General features: G+C 34.8%; 22 protein-coding genes. 6 read left to right on the top strand and 16 right to left on the bottom strand.

Annotated features, from left to right (window positions below):
* Positions 1–159 precede the first annotated feature (159 nt).
* Together BGO84_RS13220 and BGO84_RS13225 are read left to right on the top strand one after the other, a co-directional pair.
* Positions 160–897, top strand: a complete 738-nt coding sequence (locus BGO84_RS13220; RefSeq protein ID WP_291029818.1) for an RHS repeat-associated core domain-containing protein — start codon at positions 160–162, stop codon at positions 895–897.
* A gap of 6 nt (positions 898–903) precedes the next feature.
* Positions 904–1,362 (top strand): hypothetical protein, encoded by a 459-nt coding sequence (locus tag BGO84_RS13225; RefSeq protein ID WP_291029820.1) that lies wholly within the window; start codon positions 904–906, stop codon positions 1,360–1,362.
* Between the two features lie 496 nt (positions 1,363–1,858).
* Here the strand turns inward: BGO84_RS13225 and BGO84_RS13230 are convergent, their stop codons facing one another.
* The 4 genes from BGO84_RS13230 to BGO84_RS13245 form a co-directional block, all read right to left on the bottom strand.
* Entirely contained in the window at positions 1,859–2,206 is a 348-nt protein-coding gene (locus BGO84_RS13230; protein ID WP_291029822.1) for a LytTR family DNA-binding domain-containing protein, read from the bottom strand.
* 504 nt (positions 2,207–2,710) lie between these two features.
* Complete coding sequence (locus BGO84_RS13235) at positions 2,711–3,784, bottom strand: hypothetical protein (protein WP_291029824.1); 1,074 nt, start codon at positions 3,782–3,784, stop codon at positions 2,711–2,713.
* 64 nt (positions 3,785–3,848) lie between these two features.
* Positions 3,849–5,141, bottom strand: a complete 1,293-nt coding sequence (locus BGO84_RS13240; RefSeq protein ID WP_291029826.1) for a M6 family metalloprotease domain-containing protein — start codon at positions 5,139–5,141, stop codon at positions 3,849–3,851.
* A gap of 89 nt (positions 5,142–5,230) precedes the next feature.
* Positions 5,231–6,025, bottom strand: coding sequence for a hypothetical protein (locus BGO84_RS13245; RefSeq protein WP_291029828.1), 795 nt, complete (start codon positions 6,023–6,025; stop codon positions 5,231–5,233).
* A gap of 492 nt (positions 6,026–6,517) precedes the next feature.
* Here BGO84_RS13245 and BGO84_RS13250 point away from each other — a divergent pair, with 492 nt between their 5' ends.
* Positions 6,518–7,174, top strand: coding sequence for a carbonic anhydrase (locus tag BGO84_RS13250; protein WP_135107174.1), 657 nt, complete (start codon positions 6,518–6,520; stop codon positions 7,172–7,174).
* A 167-nt stretch (positions 7,175–7,341) separates the two neighbouring features.
* On the opposite strand, the gene BGO84_RS13255 is transcribed toward BGO84_RS13250, so the two are convergent.
* From BGO84_RS13255 to BGO84_RS13310, 12 genes are all read right to left on the bottom strand, one after another.
* A complete protein-coding gene (locus BGO84_RS13255) occupies positions 7,342–7,803 on the bottom strand; it encodes a DUF4293 domain-containing protein (RefSeq protein ID WP_291029830.1) in 462 nt (153 codons plus the stop codon).
* A 6-nt stretch (positions 7,804–7,809) separates the two neighbouring features.
* Positions 7,810–8,142: a DNA-directed RNA polymerase subunit omega gene (locus BGO84_RS13260; protein WP_006844092.1), complete on the bottom strand. Its 333-nt coding sequence runs from the start codon at positions 8,140–8,142 to the stop codon at positions 7,810–7,812.
* A gap of 40 nt (positions 8,143–8,182) precedes the next feature.
* Complete coding sequence (gene bamD, locus BGO84_RS13265; RefSeq protein WP_135107178.1) at positions 8,183–9,037, bottom strand: outer membrane protein assembly factor BamD; 855 nt, start codon at positions 9,035–9,037, stop codon at positions 8,183–8,185.
* Positions 9,038–9,130: 93 nt separating this feature from the next.
* Positions 9,131–10,345, bottom strand: coding sequence for a cysteine desulfurase (locus tag BGO84_RS13270; protein WP_291029832.1), 1,215 nt, complete (start codon positions 10,343–10,345; stop codon positions 9,131–9,133).
* A 70-nt stretch (positions 10,346–10,415) separates the two neighbouring features.
* Positions 10,416–11,756, bottom strand: coding sequence for a Fe-S cluster assembly protein SufD (gene sufD / locus BGO84_RS13275; protein ID WP_291029834.1), 1,341 nt, complete (start codon positions 11,754–11,756; stop codon positions 10,416–10,418).
* The gene (gene sufC, locus BGO84_RS13280) at positions 11,753–12,514 is read right to left on the bottom strand and encodes a Fe-S cluster assembly ATPase SufC (protein ID WP_135107189.1); all 762 of its coding nucleotides are present in this window, start codon (positions 12,512–12,514) and stop codon (positions 11,753–11,755) included. The genes sufD and sufC overlap by 4 nt, the downstream gene beginning before the upstream one ends.
* Before the next feature lie 241 nt (positions 12,515–12,755).
* A complete protein-coding gene (locus BGO84_RS13285; protein ID WP_291029837.1) occupies positions 12,756–13,520 on the bottom strand; it encodes an exodeoxyribonuclease III in 765 nt (254 codons plus the stop codon).
* A 14-nt stretch (positions 13,521–13,534) separates the two neighbouring features.
* Positions 13,535–14,308 (bottom strand): ATP-binding cassette domain-containing protein, encoded by a 774-nt coding sequence (locus tag BGO84_RS13290; protein WP_135107193.1) that lies wholly within the window; start codon positions 14,306–14,308, stop codon positions 13,535–13,537.
* Positions 14,305–15,054 (bottom strand): ABC transporter permease, encoded by a 750-nt coding sequence (locus BGO84_RS13295; RefSeq protein WP_135107195.1) that lies wholly within the window; start codon positions 15,052–15,054, stop codon positions 14,305–14,307. The genes BGO84_RS13290 and BGO84_RS13295 overlap by 4 nt, the downstream gene beginning before the upstream one ends.
* 369 nt (positions 15,055–15,423) lie before the next feature.
* Positions 15,424–16,026, bottom strand: coding sequence for a hypothetical protein (locus tag BGO84_RS13300; RefSeq protein WP_291029839.1), 603 nt, complete (start codon positions 16,024–16,026; stop codon positions 15,424–15,426).
* Between the two features lie 4 nt (positions 16,027–16,030).
* Positions 16,031–16,855 (bottom strand): RHS repeat-associated core domain-containing protein, encoded by an 825-nt coding sequence (locus tag BGO84_RS13305; RefSeq protein ID WP_366246705.1) that lies wholly within the window; start codon positions 16,853–16,855, stop codon positions 16,031–16,033.
* Positions 16,777–17,034 (bottom strand): hypothetical protein, encoded by a 258-nt coding sequence (locus BGO84_RS13310; RefSeq protein WP_291029841.1) that lies wholly within the window; start codon positions 17,032–17,034, stop codon positions 16,777–16,779. The genes BGO84_RS13305 and BGO84_RS13310 overlap by 79 nt, the downstream gene beginning before the upstream one ends.
* 320 nt (positions 17,035–17,354) lie before the next feature.
* On the opposite strand from BGO84_RS13310, the gene BGO84_RS13315 reads away from it, so the two are divergent.
* From BGO84_RS13315 to BGO84_RS13325, 3 genes are all read left to right on the top strand, one after another.
* Positions 17,355–17,741: a group III truncated hemoglobin gene (locus BGO84_RS13315; protein WP_291029843.1), complete on the top strand. Its 387-nt coding sequence runs from the start codon at positions 17,355–17,357 to the stop codon at positions 17,739–17,741.
* A 65-nt stretch (positions 17,742–17,806) separates the two neighbouring features.
* Positions 17,807–17,980, top strand: coding sequence for a hypothetical protein (locus tag BGO84_RS13320; RefSeq protein WP_291029845.1), 174 nt, complete (start codon positions 17,807–17,809; stop codon positions 17,978–17,980).
* A gap of 300 nt (positions 17,981–18,280) precedes the next feature.
* On the top strand, positions 18,281–18,886 hold the full coding sequence (locus BGO84_RS13325; protein ID WP_291029847.1) for a hypothetical protein: 606 nt from the start codon (positions 18,281–18,283) through the stop codon (positions 18,884–18,886).
* The last annotated feature ends 8 nt before the right edge of the window (positions 18,887–18,894 follow it).

Consider the following 18,894-nt stretch of genomic DNA (forward strand, 5'->3'; position numbering starts at 1 on the left):
TTTAATTTATAGTTGTACAATTGTTAGACTAAAGAAAACGAAAACATTGAGTATTCCTTTTATCTTCAGCTATTTACTAAACAGTTAAAAGCTCCGCCAGGAACCTCAAGAAAAACTCCGAAGTCGTTTATTTATAACACTTTCGGAGTTTTTTATTTTTTGGAGGTACGGAGAGAGAATCTGTATGACTACTCGGCAAGATATTATGAAAGTGCAGTAGGTAGATTTACGAGTGTGGATCCGTTGGCGGAGAAGTATTATAATATTAGTCCGTATACGTATGTGGCGAATAATCCTTTGAAATATGTGAATCCTACAGGAAAGGAATTGGAAGACCCTATTGTTTGGTTTCTTCCATCAGAGAAAAATGCAAAGAGTATGCCTCCTAAGCATATTGAATATAAAAGAGGAGATAATCGATTTTATGTGTTTGGGCATGGAACACCGACTTCGATTTATAATAAAGGTACAAGATTGGGAAATCCTAAAAGTATTAATGAAGCTTTAAGTAAAGAAAGCCCAGCATGGAAAAAAGCCATGGAAAAAGGAGAACCAGTGACCTTATATTTATATACATGCAATTCAGCAACAGAAGGAGATTTTGTTTCAGGTAGCGGAGAAAATGTCCATATAAGAAAGGGTACGAATAATCCCATAGCGAAACAAATATCAAAAGAGTATCCAAATGTTATTGTTGTTGGCTTTGATGGACAATATGTATATGAAGTGGAATCTGGAGAAACAACAGGAGTTTTAAATGAGAATGAAGATGGAGGTATTGTCATTTATAAGAATGGAAAAGAAATAGCGAAAATACCATATCCTGAAAATTTTACAAAAGTAGAAAAAGAAAAAATAGAAGAAGAAAGAAAGAAGAAGAAAGAAAAATCAAAATAAAAGTCTATGAAATTGTATTTTATTATTATAACATTATCATTTTTATTAGTTTCATGTAATGAAAAGGAAAAAATATCAGCTTCTGATTTTCCAAAAATGAGTGATAAAGATCATATTGACTTGATAGATAAAGCTATAAATTTAAATGATACAAATGCATATTTAAAGCTGACGCAATATCATGGAATATATGGGAACATGGATGAAATTCTATTTGTTGCTTTAGAAATGGCAAATAAGAACCGTTATTCACAAGCGTATTATGATGTCTACTGGATTTTGACTCACTTTGAGGGTTATAATTGGATTGAAAAATTAGATAATAAGACTAAATGTTTAGCTTTATACTATTTATTAAAATCAAAAGAATTAGGTTCTGAAATCGGAAAATATGATATAGAAAATATATTTTCAGATAGTATTCCTAATTCAACTTATTATTTGGAAGAAATGTCAAAAGAATGATCTATCGCCCCTTCGGATTTGTAATCCGAAGACTTATAATTAAGGATTTATAATTCCCTATAAAATTCTTATCGTCTCTTCGGATTTAAATTCCGAAGATTAATAACGTAATACAAATAAATCCTACCAATGATAATTCTGGCAGGATTATTTATTCTAAAGTCCGTATTTCAAACTCAATATACTCCGTTCCTTTTTTCACAATCTCTGTTTCAACAATAGCCTTTCTATAAGCTTATCGTTAAAACCGTATTTCTTGCTTAAAATATCTTGAGTCGGTTTTACCGGGTTGTCCCAATCGGAAAGGGAATTACTAAAGCCGAATCTGAAATGTATCTCAGAGGGAGGTTCGGGTATCTTTATTCTAGGAAGAAGCCAAAGTACGGTGTTCTAGTATTGCTTATATTTTTCTGTCTTGCACCGTTTTCCTTACCATATTTCGTTAACAGATAGATATTTAACATCAATATGTGCCATTTTATATCTAATGAAGCGCCTATATAATGATAAAACTCTCCAGAACGTACCTGTAACTTCTGCCAATAGGAATTATTTCTTTACCTACCTTTATAGCATTGCCGACCAAACCTGTTACTTGCTTAAGATTAACCATATACGAACGGTGAACCCTTGGAATAAAAGGACATTTCATTTTTTGTTCTATCTGTCCTAATGTTAGGGAGGATAAGTGTTCTTTAGTTTGATTGCAAAAAACAACGGTTGTGTAACTGCCTTCGGCTTTCAGATAAAGAATCTGATCGAAAGGTATATACTTCACAGTTTTACCAGTACGTACAAACAAAGCAGGAATAATATATAAAACTTCATTGTCAATATTTCTCATAATCAGTATTAGTTATATTAAGAAATAGAGCGATATTGACCATTTAAAAAGGATCTCAAAAAAGATCCTTACAAATGATTATCCCATAATCAGCCAATTAGAACACTGTTTCATTATATAGAAACACTCTCTGATTACTATATTCTAAACATCTAAACCAGATGAAAAATCATTTTTGACTGTATTAACATGGATGGATACTTACGCAAATCTGGATAGAATCGAAACAAAATATAATTATTAGAACAATTTTTTTTGGTAATTTGTTAATTAAAAGGATAAAGAAATATAAATTTCTCAAAAAACAGTCTATAAGAAAAGAAAGTTAAGAAATGTACAGTGATAATTCTATAGATAAATAGATAAACACCGGTTGTATTTGAAGTAAGAGTCAATAATTTGACATGAGGGGCTACTTCTATTACAACCGATGCCCACATGTTCACATTACATTATTATTAGTCTCAAACAAATTACGCCCTTAAGGCTCTAATTATAAAAATATTACCGTAATGTATTAATGATTTTTGTTGTAAATTTATCAGGAAAAGTCAAAGCTTCGAGATAAAGCTGAGATAGCGTTTCCTCATTAAAAGGGTCCCCACCTAGCCCATGATCTTCAACATTTCTGAAAATTTGCAAATTTGGATTAGAGTTCATTCTTTCCCCAAGAGCTTTATATCCCCGAAAGAAGTATGTGGAAATTTTCCTACGCCATCTTACTCGCATATCATCATTCAGATCTACATCCTGAGGAAAATTCCAAAAGTCACCTCGTCCCAAATGAGTAGCTGTGGCCGGCATTCCATTTGCACTCATAAAGATACTACATGGTATACATGAAGCCACCTTTGTTGTTCCCGGTCCCAGAGAATACTCGATATGAGCTTGTTCATTTTCAAGATTTGGATATGATAGCATTGCTTGTATCATACCATGAACACAACCAAAAAGATGATCTCTCTGCATCCCTCCCTGAGGTGTTAGTTCGCTCGGAACATAAATAATATTAGCTGGCTGCGCTCTTTGTGCTCTAGCAACGCTGTTCGAAGCATTCATAACTTCTACTGCTATTCCATCATATTCTTGATAAACATCATCGGTGACATTCATTCTGTATGAAGGCATATAAATTGAGAGCCTAGAAGGTCCTATTATATTAAAGCCTCCCGTACGTATAAATCCGCCGATGTATGCACCACGAGGTTTAGTTATATTTGCATCTGCCTCCATTGCATCCCAAAATGCTTCTGTTTGATCATATGCATTGATAATGGTCGTATCATGTATTTGATCCTGATTAAGTGGTTTTGCTAAAATATAAGGTTGATAACGAGCCGGAACCGTTGGAATGAATTTTACATTGACTCCAGCATCTCTTAATATTAACTGACGGAATTCTTCATGTTCTCGAATAACCTCCTGTTGCTGCTGTTGATTTCCGCTCAATTCGTATTCGAAATCTGTACATAAACCATCATCTACATTTCCAATTTGTGCTTGATCTTCAATGAAGCCTATTGTAATTATTGTACATAAGGCATCAGCTGTCGTTTTAGTTAATGGACGAATTGACATAAGCTTAATTTTTAATGATTAATAATTCTTTAATATTACTTGGCTTTTCTGATTCTTATATATCTTACTTCTTCCAAAGAAGGTTCAACTCTATACAGTTTTCTTCTTCTTTAATATCTTGTAATTCAAAACCTGCGGTTCTCCCATCCCATATAAGGGGAGGCAAAAACATCGTCTTATTATCTTGTCCTGGAAAAGGAATATATCGGTAATCTATCATAGAATAGAAGCCTGAACGTATCAGTTGATAATAGGGATGGGAAGACTTCGTATTAACCATATTCATATCCCACGCTTCTTCATCGGACATATCTACATGATAAATCAATAGTCCTGTTCCAGGTAAATATCGATCCCATCCTTCAGCCTGACGATTCTCAAAATAAAAATATTCTTTCGTATCAGGTATTACGATCTTAAAAGCACATAATATGGGTGTTGCGGACGAGTAAGAGCTTACCGGATTTAAATTTATAGAAACAATCGTATCAATCGGTTCAAGAACAGGAATATTCATCCATTGAGCATATTCTTTTTCAAAAGCCGAATATCCCGCAGGACAACGCCCCTTATCGAGATAGTTACCTCTGTCCATAATACTCATACTTCCTAAAGTAAGACCACTACCAGACGATGTGTTATAAAAATCGGGTAGTCCAAGTACATGGCTAAATTCATGACAAAAAGTACCAATAGTGGCCATTAGAGGATCTGGATCATGATCCTTTCCGATGTACTCGGATGAACATGCATAGCGTCCTATAGTCTTATTGGATATGGTCAAACATGAATCTATAATATTTCCGGCATGTGCCCATATATATTCCCTCTTGTTTGGATTTTCATTCTCACAATACGAAGCAAAAAATATATATACCATATCTACCAACATATCATTATTACTGTCGTATTTAGAAAAATCAATCTCGGTTGAAGCTTGTAAACAAGCTTCAATTACCATCTCTGCCGCATGAATTTCTTCTTGGTTATCACCGTTTTGACCATAATATGCCATCGGTTTTGGTAACCGAATAGGTCCTATAACATTAAAATTGGGAAAAAACAGGCTGTCAGAATTTGTAATAAAATAATCTCTTACACTCCCTTTAGCTCCCTGATAATTATAACCTTCAGCATTTAACAGAGAGCTAAAGCTATCCTTAGGTGCGGGTATAGTAAAATGAGTATCAGAAAATTCGACAAGTATAACTAATCCGTGAAATTCGCCTATTGAATTTATCTTCTGTGCTTTCAGAGATGTTACAGGATATATACTATCATCATAACCGACTGGTATTTCATGAGCCAATCCAATGGACATCAATAAAGCAATGAAAAGACTGTAAATTTTAACCATAATAGAATTGTTTTTATAAATCCTCTTCTATCTTTTTCTTTCTATAAAAAAGATAAAAGAGGATTCGCTGATTTATTCCTTCTTTGAGGTTAATTGGTTGGTCTATTATCCTCAAATTTGATTGGGATATCTTCAGCCTTGGTTGGTTTACCTAATGTTTGCAAATAAGCTTCCTTATCGTCCTCAGGCGTATTTGCCCTTTGTTGGCTGAGAGTTCCTTTTTTCACAGAGCGTTCTACAAACGTATTGTAAACATCAGCGGCAGCTTCGATTGCCGCTGATAATTCTTTCATCGTCATTTTACTGGCATCAAATTGTCCTTGGTACAGATAAAGGAAAGTTCCTAGATCGATGCGATTAACATCAATTACCGATTTAGTAGCTACTACGGCAACTACACGTTCCATTTTTGTTGTAATGGATTTAGCTGTTACGCTTTGGTACCAAGCCTTCATATCCACTCTAACCGGTGATAATCCATCAGTAGCTACATAATACATTTCGATCGTATCAGACGACGCTTCTCCCTCTCCTAAAAAAATATTAAGAGCACTGCTGGCTAGATTGCCAATTCCATTGATTATATTCTGCTTATCACCACTCAGAAATGCGGTGAGGCTGGAAGTAACTACATTGCCTATATTTCCGGCTTCACTCGACGAAAACGCACGAACTTCTTTTTTACTACCTACCATATATGTGATAGGAACCGTCTTGTTACTTTTTTCTTCACCGGCAGTAAGAAGGCTTTTCTCAATATCCCGAATAAAAATATCGGCTTTCGCACTTCCTAACTGTTCCAGGGCTTTTACAGCTTCTTTTTGCTCTTCGAATTTTGCATCCGCGGAGTCAAAACTTTTGATTGCATCTTTGATTATTGACATAATTCTTCAGATTTAAATTAATAATAAATAGGGACTTATAAATATACCGAAGCATATCATTGTTTTAGTTTCTAATCATCAGTTCTTTATACTATAATCTCCTATCCTATTAAGGATTAAATTTGTCAGTATCTATATTTATTATACCACAAACGTATAGTAGCTTTTATCCAAATGAAAAATAATATTGATGAATAACGGATTTACCTAATAAACGGATAGATAATAGGCATGAATAAAAAATGAGTTATACTGTAGAACGCTCCAACAATGTTTAGATTTAAAAGTTTCGGAATTTATGAAATTTACATAGATTAAACTCTATCGACTTTGGCTATGCGAATCATACCGAAGTATAATTAAAGGGTATTATAAACATTCCCTGCTCTGTAGTTCTTCGAATATCTTTGAATAATCTCAAGGTCAGCTACCTCAAAAATAAGAATAAAAAATAATAAATATTATCTTTGGATACAAACTAAAAACGAATACATGTCTGATCAAGAAAAATATAATCGAATATTTGAGGCTAATAATAAATGGATAGAGAAAAATAAGATAGACAACCCCGGACTATTTAAGTTATTAGCAGCAGACCAACATCCAGATTTTCTATATATCGGATGTTCGGATAGCAGAGTGCATCCCAATCAGGTTATGGGATTAAAGCCAGGAGAGGTTTTTATCCATCGTAATATTGCAAACATGGTTATAGCCACTGACCTAAGTGCTCTTTCCGTTATCAACTACGGAGTTGAATACCTAAAAGTTAAATTTATTATTGTTTGTGGTCACTATGGATGTGGAGGAATAGAAGCGGCGATGAAAAAGTCAGACTATGGGATACTTAACCCTTGGCTGCGAAGTATACGAGATGTTTACCATCTACATAAAGAGGAACTGGCTGCTATTGATGATATCGGAGCCAGACATAGGCGCCTTGTAGAACTTAACACATATGAACAATGCCGTAACATAATTAAAATGGGAGAAGTACAAAAGTCTTATTACGAAAAAGGATATCCTAAAGTTGCGGGATGGGTATTTGATATCAAGGATGCTCAACTTCATGATCTTTTCTTCGATATGGACGGCGAACTTGATAAGATTAAAGAGATTTATGATATTACAGGCAATACTGAAGATTGAAGAATTCCACTGCATTTATAATATCATTACACCCTTTTTCCTATTTAGATACCCCGCTTAAGGGGCTTTAGGAAAAAGGGTGTAAATGTAAAACTCTTATATTACTTATATCCGTAATTGATATCAAAAAACGAATATGTATGCTTACTTCAAATAAATGTCGCAGCTTATCGTATGCGGTCTAAAGATTTTACAAGCTTTTCGTCTTTCTTTATACGTGAAACAGCAAGTAAATCAAAGATCAGAGCTAATACAGGGAAAATAATTCCAAGTTGAATATTTAAGGAATATCCTGGAGTAATCTTATCCAAGAATGCATTTACATAAAACGCGGCAGTCACATAATATATAGCTATCAACAAAGCCGTAAATAATCCCAATTTTATTTGTAACTTTCTTTTTTTATATAAAAATATATTTAGAAAAGCTACGATAGCAGATAGAGCACAAAAGATAGCCGCTCCCCAAGCATGATAAGATATTGAGTTATCAAATATTCCCAAAGAATTAAACAATATACTTGAAAATTTAAGACCTTCACTCGTTATTTCAAGTGATGGAATCACAAAAGTAGCCCCCATCAATATCGTTGTAAGAAGGAGAAAAATCGACTGTATACGCTGTATCATTCTATATTAGAAATTATCTTTATCCTTACTAGGATTTCTGTAATAAAGTTTTCCTTCTGTATACTCTTGAGCAGCGATAAGCGTTGGCTTAGGAAGTTTTTCGTAGTAACGAGAGATTTCTATTTGTTCTCTATTTTCGAAAACTTCTTCCAGATTATCGTTATATGAAGCAAATTCCTGTAGTTTCTTATCCAAATCCTGTTTCATTTCAACAGAAATCTGGTTAGAACGCTTAGCGATAATTCTAACAGTTTCGTATACATTACCGGTGTCTTCTGACAAAGACATCATATCTCTGGTAATAGTATTGCTTGCTGCATTTGTTTTTCTATAATCCATAATGATTTTAAAATATAATTATATTGTTTTTTTCGATTATTTATTTCTTCAATTCTTGTTGAACAGCTTCGTTTGTTGCATCATCTACTTCCTGACCTAATGCTTTTAAGGCTGCACGATAGTAACGTTCACTTTCTTTGGTGTACTTACCATTAGGGAACATATTCTTATAATTGAAGTGTTCGTCCATCAAATCTCTGTAACGTACAGGCTTCTTTTCTTCAACACTATAAACGGCTTGTTCAAATCTAGCTCTAACAATCAAAATCTGGAATTCCTCGGTAAATTCAGAAAAAGGATAAGATTTTAAAGCCTCACGAGCAGTTACTACGCAAGATTCGTAATAGTTCTCTCTATTATAAAGCCCCAAGTTGTAATATAAGCGTGCGGCCAGAAATTCTTTGTATGCTAACTTCTCTTGAAGTTTAAACATCAAATCCTGAGCTTCGGGAGCCTTTTCGCTTTGAGGAAAATATTCCAAAAAGTTCTGAAATTCCTGAATCCCTTTAAAGGTGCTTGTTTGGTCTAACCTCGCATCCGGAGAGTCGAGATACAATCCGTAAGCAGAATTGAATCGTGCCAACTCGGTAAATTCTCCCTTCGGAAACTTATTATAATATCTCGTATAGTACTGGGTAGCTGTTGTATAATCTTTATCATAGAAATAGGCCTGAGCCAACAGATACAATATTTCCTGCTCTTTGGAAGACCCTGTATATGCAGATAAAATCTCATCTAACAAGGTGATTGTTCTTCCATATTTCTTTTGATCGAAGTATTTCTTAGCATATTCATACTTTAACTCGGCATCACGGCTTTTCAATATTTTATTATATTCGCCGCATGATGCAAGCAGCATTGCTAATAATAAGGTACACAGGATTCGTATCTTCATTCTACTCAAAAATTAGTTTGCAAATTTACACAAAGCTTTTATAATTTAAAAATAAACTTTTACAATTATATTTTTTTGAGATTCACGATCAGTTTAGCGAAACATCGAAGCAACCTTTTTTACCCCTATTACCAACTGATCAATCTCTTCTTTTGTATTGTAGAATGCCAATGAAGCTCTCACTGTACCATCCACACCCAACTCACCCATAAGAGGTTGAGCGCAGTGATGACCTGTACGAACGGCTATTCCCATTTTATCTAAAAGCATTCCCATATCGTAATGATGAATATTATCTACCAAAAACGAGATTACGCTGCTTTTCTTATCCGAAGTTCCATATATTCGTAAACCTTCTATTTTCAGTAATTCATCAGTACAATATCTTAATAACTCATCTTCGTATGCTTTTATTGAGTCAAGCCCAATATTTTTTATGTATTTCAATGCTGTGGCCAACGCTATCACTCCCGGATAATCAGGGGTTCCGGCCTCAAACTTGAATGGTAACTCGTTGAATGTAGTCTCTTTAAAGGAAACCGTTTTTATCATTTCACCCCCACCCTGATAAGGCGGCATCTGATTCAGCCATTTTTCTTTACCATACAAAACACCTACTCCATTCGGGCCATAAACCTTATGTCCTGAGAAAACAAGAAAATCACAGTCCAGCTTTTGTACATCCAGCGTCATATGCTGAACCGATTGAGCCGCATCTATAAGCACAGGAATATTATGTTTGTGAGCAATTTCTGTTATTTGATCAACAGGATTTACAGTACCCAATACATTAGAGACATGTGTAACTGATATCAGACGTGTTTTTGGCGAAATAAGTTTCTCCATTTCGTCCAACATCAATTCCCCCTTATCGTTGATAGGAATTACTTTAAGCTTGATTCCTCGTATTGGCTCTTGCAATTGCCACGATACAATATTAGCATGATGTTCCATTGCCGAAATAATAATTTCGTCACCCTCATTGCAAAATTGGCGGCAAAAACTATGAGCAACAAGATTTATCGACTCTGTAGTGCCTCTTGTAAAAATGATCTCGTGGCTATGTTTAGCGTTGATGAATTGTTGCACCACCACTCTCGATTCTTCAGCCAGATCTGTAGCTTGCTGGCTTAAATAATGTACACCACGATGCACATTAGCGTTCGTGGTGTAATATATTTTCATCATTTCCTCTACCACACATTTTGGTTTTTCGGTAGTAGCCCCATTATCCAGATAAATAAGAGGTTTACCATAAACCGTAGTAGATAGAATAGGAAAATCTGATCTTATTTCTTCTATATTCATTTTTTCACTGTCAATAGTCAGCAGTTGGCAGCATAATGATATTCTGCAACCGAAAACTATGTTTCATTTATCATTTACATACTGCACAATTTCCGCAACGAGCAGATTCTCCCTTGAAACGTTTTTCGACCAAATCCAGTAGTCTTTCTTTCAGGCGGTCGATACGAACATGTTCTAGTACTCCCGCAGCAAAAGCTTGCATTAGCATCAAACGTGCAGATTCCTTAGAGAGACCACGTGAGCGAAGATAAAACAGAGCCTCTTCATCTAACTGTCCTGTAGTTAACCCGTGCGAACATTTTACATCATCGGCATAAATCTCCAATTGTGGCTTGGAATACATATGAGCATTTGGAGAAATACATAAGTTATTATTCGACTGATATGCCAATGTTTTCTGTGCATCTTTTTCAACTCGTATACGTCCACAGAAAGCACCTGTAGCTTCGTCTTGCAACACATATTTGAACAACTGCGTACTCGTACAGTGTGGCACAAGATGATCCAGAAAAGCAAAATTGTCTACATACTGATGCTTATCCGCTATAACCATACCACACACATAAGCTTCGGCATGCTGTCCGGATAGTTTTACATTATAGTTATTACGGCTAACGCCCGTATTGAAAGTCATATTATTGATCAATACATTTGATGCTTCGAGCTGATGAACAAATGTATTTGTCAAACGGGTTACTTTATCTGAGTTTTCTTCCAAGTCGTAATAATCCACAAGAGCATTACGTCCGGCAAAAATTTCGGTAACCTGCGTTGCTAAAAACTGAGATTCATCTACAGTATGATCACAAATAAGTAATTTCACCTGAGCATCATCCTCGGCTATAATCAGAATACGGCGATTGACAAGACTATTAAATTCACTCTTCAATATATTGATCAGCTGAATAGGCTCTTCTACAACAACACCCTTAGGTACATAAATAATAAAACCATCTTGAGCAAACATTGTATTGAATGCGACAATTCCGTTTTTATCCATCTCTGCTATCTGCCCATAATATTTAGAAAACACCTCGGGCTTTTCTTCTGCAAAATGTTTGAAACTACCAACAAATACCCCGCTCGGATAATTTACCTTTGGCTTATGTTCTTCATGAAATATATCATTGAGAACAAAGTAAAGATTTGTAGTCAAATTAGGAATTTCACACCTAAAAGCAACATATGGGTTCCCTGTGAATGGCAACCTGTTAATATTGAGAGCAAAGTCAGGTAAAAATTCCGCTGCAACGTCCAGATAGAGATAATCCTCCATCTTCTTGGTGGGGAATCCCTGTTCTTTAAAAATATTTAGTGCTTTATCTCGAAGACTATTCATCCCGGATAAAGACTTTGCATCAATCTTATCTCTATACTGGGTAAATATGTCTATATATTGATTTTCTATCATTCTTCAAAATCTTTAATAATCCAATCGTATCCTCTTTCTTCCAATTCCAGAGCCAATTCAGCTCCTGCGCTTTTTACTATACGTCCTTTGTATAATACGTGAACATAGTCAGGCTTAATATAGTCTAGTAAACGTTGATAGTGGGTAATAACAACTGTAGCATTATCCTTGCTCCTCAACTTGTTTACACCGGCTGCAACAATACGCAAGGCATCGATATCAAGCCCTGAATCTGTCTCATCAAGTATTGCCAACTTCGGCTCTAACATAGCCATTTGGAAAATCTCGTTACGTTTTTTCTCTCCTCCCGAGAAACCTTCGTTCACCGAACGTCCCGCAAGGTCTTTGTCTAGCTCAACTAATTGACGCTTTTCACGCATCATTTTCAAAAAGTCTGAAGCTGAGATAGGCTCCTCACCTTTATGCTTACGAATTTCGTTTAAAGAAGCACGCATAAAGTTTGTCATACTTACCCCCGGTATTTCTACAGGGTATTGAAAACTGAGGAACAACCCTTCACGAGCTCTATCTTCAGGATCCATTTCCAAAAGATCATGTTCTCTGAAAGTTACTTCGCCCTCTGTTACCTCAAAATTGGGATTACCGACCAAAACCGAAGCAAGGGTACTTTTTCCGGCACCATTAGGCCCCATTATTGCATGAATTTCTCCCTCATTTACAACAAGATCTAATCCCCTTAATATTTCTTTGCCTTCAACATTGGCATGTAAGTTCTTTATGTTTAATAAATTTGCCATTATTATTATATGTTGTTTAAAATAAAAATCTTAGTTACAGCTATCCATTTAACACTAAGATCTGATATATGTTCAAGCCACCATGGCTTTCGAATGCAAAAATAGTAAATAAAACACAAAAATAGCCCGTTTTTAACAGGCTATTAGTTATTTATTAAATCTATAATGTTTCTTTTCTAATAAATTAAACTATTTAACAAACTAATAGTTCCCATATTTCAAATGAGTAGGGTTTTTATTCCTAGAAACTCATTTCTACTACAACTGGACAATGGTCAGAAAAGTTTATTTCGCTCAGAATTGCTGCATTATTAAGTCGTGGACGAGCTTCTTCCGTAATAACATGATAGTCTATACGCCACCCTAAATTTTTACCTCTGGCTCCTGCCCTATAACTCCACCAACTATACTTTTCGGGACTTTGATCATACACTCGAAAAGTATCAATAAGTCCTGTATCTATAAACTCATCAAACCACTGACGCTCTTCAGGTAAAAATCCCGAGCTTTTGGTATGTCGTTCAGGGTGATTAATATCGATAGGTTTATGACAGATATTGTAATCTCCGCAGATAATGAGTTCGGGTCTTTCTTTACGTAAATCGTTTATAAAATGTGTAAAATCGGCCAGAAATTTCATTTTTATATCCTGACGAATATCCCCCATTGTACCGGAGGGTATATAAACACAAATCACAGTGACATCTCCATAGTCGGCACGTAACACACGCCCTTCTCTATCATAGTCAGGAATCCCCATTCCTATTTTCACCAAATCAGGCATACGTTTGGTCAAGATACCAACTCCGCTATATCCTTTTTTTTCGGCAGGATGAAAATAGTAATTATACCCCAATGATTGGATAGTCAATACATCGATCTGATCTTCCGTAGCCTTTATTTCCTGTAAGCATAAAATATCAGGAGACTCTTGTTCAAGCCATTGATAAAGACCTTTATTTACAGCAGCACGTATGCCGTTTACATTATATGATATTACTTTCATTTAATTAAAATGTGTTAAGTCAACTTAATACCTTCATTTTCGGCAGCTTTAACTTTCTTAAATAAGTCGGAGGCAAAAACAAAATCATTAAAATCTTCATTTGTAGAAGATATGACGTCTTTGCTCGAACCTTGCCACTCGAGTTCACCCTCTTTGATAAAATTGATCCGTTCACCAATACCCATTACCGAGTTCATATCGTGAGTGTTGATAACGGTCGTAATATCATACTCTTTTGTGATATCATGTATCAAATCATCTATAACGAGAGATGTTTGAGGGTCAAGTCCGGAGTTTGGCTCGTCGCAAAACAAATATTTTGGATTGAGGGCTATGGCACGAGCTATGGCTGAACGCTTCATCATACCTCCACTAATCTCTGATGGATATAGGTGACCTGCATCTCCAAGATTTACCCTTTCCAGACAGAATTTAGTTCGTTTCTCCTGCTCTATTTTGGTCATTGAGGAGAACATCATTAAGGGGAAATTGACATTTTCGAAAACAGTCATGGAGTCAAACAAGGCCGATCCTTGAAAAATCATCCCCATCTCTTGACGCAAATCTTTCATCTCTCCGAGGCTCATTTTTGTAAGATCACGTCCGTCGTATAATATTTGCCCACTTGAAGGGCGCATTAAGCCTACGAGATTTTTAAGAAGAACCGTTTTTCCCGAACCACTTCGTCCAATTATAAGATTGGTTTTCCCTGCTTCGAAAAGAATATTTATATCCTTCAGAACGTCTCGTTCATCAAATGATTTATATAAGTTCTTTACTTCTATCATGACATCATCAATTGAGTGATCAGCAAGTCTGAAACAAGAATAAGAATACTACCCATAACTACCGAATCGGTACTAGCTTTGCCCACATCCAACGATCCGCCCCGTGCTGAGTAGCCATAATAAGAGGCCACAGTTGACATAATGAAAGCGAATATTATAGTTTTAACAATAGCATACCATACATAAAATTCTTTGAAATAGAATTGAAGTCCATACTGAAAGGTATCAGCAGGCATCACTTGCCCTATTATACAGACTGCATATCCGCCTATTACACCAAAAAACATACTAAGAACTACAAGTACCGGAATGAAAGTCATCAAAGCGATTACTTTAGGCAAAATGATATAATTGGCAGAATTCACACCCATTATTTCCAATGCATCTATTTGTTCTGTAACTTGCATCGTACCTATTTCGGACGCGATATTAGACCCGACCTTTCCTGCCAAGATAAGACACATAATCGTCGATGAGAATTCCAAGATTAGTATCTCTCTGGATACATAACCGACCGTATAACGTGGCATGAACGGAGAATCAATATTCAACTTTATCTGAACCACAATAACAGCACCGATGAAAAAGGAGATTATTATCACAATCCAAATTGAGTTTACTCCTAATTTGCTTATTTCGGCTAGATACTGACGAAGAAAAACACTCCATTTCTGAGGTCTGGTGAAAACCTTTTGCATGAGGAGCGCGTAGTGTCCAAGTTTATCTAAAAGAGAAATTATAAACATATTTGTTTTTTCAGAGATTTATAAACATGAACAAAGATACATTTTTTTGTATAATTCTCAGATTTCAATCGAATGGAATGTATTAAGAGAACATTTTTTGAAAAATTTTCACTTATCTTATGAGTCATAGGAAATCAATCATGCGGATGATTATACACCACCTCCTATATACCCTCCGTCAATCTCGGGCTATCTCTATAGCCAATAATAAACTTAACTAAAAAAGGTGACAAAAGTAACAGCTTTTTGTATATATTTCTTTGTCACCTTTTTTCTACCCTTAAGTCATATATAGATAAATAATCCTGCCAATGATAATATTGGCAGGATTGAATTATAGTGGATTGGAAATCCTTACATTCTCCCTTATTAATCTTCGGATTGCAAATCCGAAGGGACGAAAGACGAACAATCTATTGTAGAAATATCTTTTGATATTGACTGTCGTAATAATTCAAGAAACTCTTTATTTTTATTTGTTTTTAAATATTCGTCTAAATATTGTAAAACCTTGTCTCGCGATTCAAAACGAAGTTTTGTATAAAACAAGTCCGCTAATGCCTGATCATCTTTAGGATTATTCGACAGATAGCTATTGATACTCAATATAGCTTGTTCATAATAAAAGTGTCTTTTTAAAGGATCTCCTTCATTTAGTGCTAACATTGATTTGATATACATCTCTTTTTGATATGGCCTATAAAAACGATCTACAGGTAGGGCATTCATAAAAGCAATACCTTCTTTATACTTCTTCAACAAGAAATACAAGGATATTTTTGTATTGACTATCTGATTATTATTTATCGAAGTACTATCCAATATCTCAAGAGCTTTTTCCAACAATTGCTTATCGCAATTAGAATAATATTCCTCAATATAGCTTAATGCCTGTTCGTATTTGATATTATCTTTTTGTGAACAAGCTGAAATACTTACAATAAATAAAAATATAATGAGTAAATTCTTCATCTATTTATTTTTTAAAAGTCCAACTATGGGTAAATGTTTTTGGCCAAGGTGCTATACCGTGATAGACTACTGGTGTACGCCCCTCAGGTTTAGTCACCCACCAACTTCCTGAAGCTTTTATTGAAGAAAAGTTTTTATTAGAGTTTATATCAGATGCAGGAATAACAATAGAGGCACGTGTAGTATTTGTTCCATACTCTTTAATATCCCCATTAGGGCTGCTTGGTGGCTCTTGCATAGCCCTTGAATATGTTTTATCTCCATACTTAACATCTACTCTGCGTGAACTACTTAGATCTCCATCTACTTGCGTGAACTTAGTCTTATTTGTTACAGTAACACTAACTCCAGTAAAGGTTTTACCTGACTCATTACTCTTTGATATATTACCTTTTATATTTTGAGCGTTTACTCCAATTTGAACATTACTTGTTTCTCTTACCCTAATGGCCTGCATACCAACTTTTTCATCAAAGGCAACAAAACCTATTATTTCTGTGCTTGTTTCAGGGAAATTGTAAGCCATGCCAACATGAGACTGTAAAGCGTTATCATTCCCAATGTATGTATACCCATTCGGAGTGCTTTTTGCGGATGTTGCTTGATCATTCCAAATAATATTGTTGTCTTTATATGTCACCCAATCCATGCCCGTAGGATCAGTAATTCTAATAGGATTATTCCCTGCATAATGGTACGGCGACCAACTATAGTAATTTTCTGCATGCGGATCAACCGTTGTAAGCCTACCTATTGCACTTTCATAATACCTTGCCGAAAATGATACAGATTCAATCCGTGCATCTGATGCAGTTCCTTGCCATTGTATTTGTACGGCTGTTTCTTCTGTTCATCTGTAGTGTTTTCAGCAAAAGCTGTTCCGAACGGATAGTAATGGTTCCTTTGGTTTACCGTACCGCTTGCATTTACTCCCACACGATTATTTCTCAAATGGTCTGTCATATAGTAATGATACACCCCTCCTTCTATATATCCTCGGTCAACCAATATGCTATCTCTATAGCTAGTAACAAACTTAACTAAAAAGGTGACAAAAGTAACAGGTTTTTATATATATTTCTCTGTCACCTTTTTATTTCCTTAAGATCATTATAGATAAATAATCCTGCCAATGATAATATTGACTGGATTCACTATTTTGAATGAATATAAATCCCTTCCGATTAATACTTCTTATTCAAATCTGAAGATTAATAAATAAGTTACCGAACTCCTAAAAGAGGACATCGAAACATTTATAAAATAGAATTTGGAATAAATACCTATCTTTGATGAAAACATTTTGTTTTTATTAAAGAGAAATAGATATGACACCAACTAAAGATATAGAAGATATTAAAGACATAAAGAAAATGGTTGATATTTTTTATGGTAAGGTCAGAAGAGATAATTTAATTGGCCCTATCTTCAATGATAAAATACAAAACCATTGGCCGGAACATCTTGCTAAATTATACTCTTTCTGGCAAGGAATACTGTTAGGCGAAAAGACATATAGCGGATTCCCATTCCCTCCACACGCACAATTGCCTATAAGCAAAGAACATTTTGACCGATGGCTAGACCTTTTCACAGAGACAGTGGACAGTCTTTTCGTTGGGCCAATTGCTAATGAGGCTAAAAACCGTGCATATAAGATAGCTGATATATTCCAAGATAAATTAGCGTATATACGTGACAAGGCAAATAAATAACATGCAAATATTGTATAAAAATTAATCTCTATATTTGTACCTTATAAATTAAATAGAAAATAATTATGATGAAACCACGTCTGGGTATGAGTGCCCGAACAGGTGATAAATGTCCTAAAAGTGGTGTATGGAAAGCTATGGGAATAGCAGAATCTGTTACAATGTCTATATCTCGAGGAAATAGAATGCCTATGCATGAGAACAGACATATAAACTGGAAACTAATTATAATGTTTTAAGTCATGCTTTTGGGGACATGGTGTTACTTTTCTGATAAATGTAATATAATTTTTCAAATTTTACAGAAGAACATCTATTTATACAATCAGACTTAATATTCCCTACAATAAGTATTCTTCGTTATAGAGCATCATTAATCAGGAATCTTGGTTCGTCTGCCTTTCTTGAGGTATTCAATACGTTGTACCTTATCGGTTAGAGCTAAAGTTACCTCGATTGCCATAGGATTTTCTTTTATAATATAAGAGAGGGAAAGGAAATCTTATTTATATTTGAGTAAAATAACTAATGAAAACACTATGACTAAGTATCTATTCATTCTCTTTTTATTAATAGTCGGAGGAATGACCAATATTAACGGTCAAAAAATTGAAAGTTTGAAAAAAGCAGATTCTTCCAAAGAATTAAATGATAGTACATCTATTATTTATGGTTTGTTTATCCAACGATTAGGTTTTACTAGTGGCGGATTTCCTCAAGATATTAGATTGCAAAATATTATAACGGACAAAATATATACCTTCAATGTGAAAGGGACAATGAAGTCTGGAAAGGAGAACCCTTTCTGCTATTATATAAAACCTGGAATGTATAAAGTATTCAGTTATTTTTGGACTAAAAGTAAATGGTATGGAGGAGAAATGCATGAAGAACGAATCTTCAAAAATATCGACACATCGACTAAAGACTATGCAAAAGACCTTAAAAATGGAAGCATAGATCCGAATAAGCTAGAACCCTATTACTTAGAAATTAGACCAAATTCCGTTTACTATATCGGCACTTGGCATTTTAATACAGGTTTAGTTTCTTTTAGTGATGATAAAACTAATTTAGATGAACACTTAAAGAAAAAGTATAGTAAAATAGATTTCGACCAAGCTACGACTAAACTTCCGGAGTAATAAAACAA

The organism is Dysgonomonas sp. 37-18 (assembly GCF_001899125.1).
Taxonomy (GTDB): domain Bacteria; phylum Bacteroidota; class Bacteroidia; order Bacteroidales; family Dysgonomonadaceae; genus Dysgonomonas.

Bases quoted from the DNA above. Each gene is read 5' to 3' on its own strand.
- BGO84_RS13225 (WP_291029820.1), top strand. From the start codon at position 904: ATGAAATTGTATTTTATTATTATAACATTATCATTTTTATTAGTTTCA.
- BGO84_RS13230 (WP_291029822.1), bottom strand. From the start codon at position 2,206: ATGAGAAATATTGACAATGAAGTTTTATATATTATTCCTGCTTTGTTT.
- BGO84_RS13235 (WP_291029824.1), bottom strand. From the start codon at position 3,784: ATGTCAATTCGTCCATTAACTAAAACGACAGCTGATGCCTTATGTACA.
- BGO84_RS13240 (WP_291029826.1), bottom strand. From the start codon at position 5,141: ATGGTTAAAATTTACAGTCTTTTCATTGCTTTATTGATGTCCATTGGA.
- BGO84_RS13245 (WP_291029828.1), bottom strand. From the start codon at position 6,025: ATGTCAATAATCAAAGATGCAATCAAAAGTTTTGACTCCGCGGATGCA.
- BGO84_RS13250 (WP_135107174.1), top strand. From the start codon at position 6,518: ATGTCTGATCAAGAAAAATATAATCGAATATTTGAGGCTAATAATAAA.
- BGO84_RS13255 (WP_291029830.1), bottom strand. From the start codon at position 7,803: ATGATACAGCGTATACAGTCGATTTTTCTCCTTCTTACAACGATATTG.
- BGO84_RS13260 (WP_006844092.1), bottom strand. From the start codon at position 8,142: ATGGATTATAGAAAAACAAATGCAGCAAGCAATACTATTACCAGAGAT.
- bamD (WP_135107178.1), bottom strand. From the start codon at position 9,037: ATGAAGATACGAATCCTGTGTACCTTATTATTAGCAATGCTGCTTGCA.
- BGO84_RS13270 (WP_291029832.1), bottom strand. From the start codon at position 10,345: ATGAATATAGAAGAAATAAGATCAGATTTTCCTATTCTATCTACTACG.
- sufD (WP_291029834.1), bottom strand. From the start codon at position 11,756: ATGATAGAAAATCAATATATAGACATATTTACCCAGTATAGAGATAAG.
- sufC (WP_135107189.1), bottom strand. From the start codon at position 12,514: ATGGCAAATTTATTAAACATAAAGAACTTACATGCCAATGTTGAAGGC.
- BGO84_RS13285 (WP_291029837.1), bottom strand. From the start codon at position 13,520: ATGAAAGTAATATCATATAATGTAAACGGCATACGTGCTGCTGTAAAT.
- BGO84_RS13290 (WP_135107193.1), bottom strand. From the start codon at position 14,308: ATGATAGAAGTAAAGAACTTATATAAATCATTTGATGAACGAGACGTT.
- BGO84_RS13295 (WP_135107195.1), bottom strand. From the start codon at position 15,054: ATGTTTATAATTTCTCTTTTAGATAAACTTGGACACTACGCGCTCCTC.
- BGO84_RS13300 (WP_291029839.1), bottom strand. From the start codon at position 16,026: ATGAAGAATTTACTCATTATATTTTTATTTATTGTAAGTATTTCAGCT.
- BGO84_RS13315 (WP_291029843.1), top strand. From the start codon at position 17,355: ATGACACCAACTAAAGATATAGAAGATATTAAAGACATAAAGAAAATG.
- BGO84_RS13320 (WP_291029845.1), top strand. From the start codon at position 17,807: ATGATGAAACCACGTCTGGGTATGAGTGCCCGAACAGGTGATAAATGT.
- BGO84_RS13325 (WP_291029847.1), top strand. From the start codon at position 18,281: ATGACTAAGTATCTATTCATTCTCTTTTTATTAATAGTCGGAGGAATG.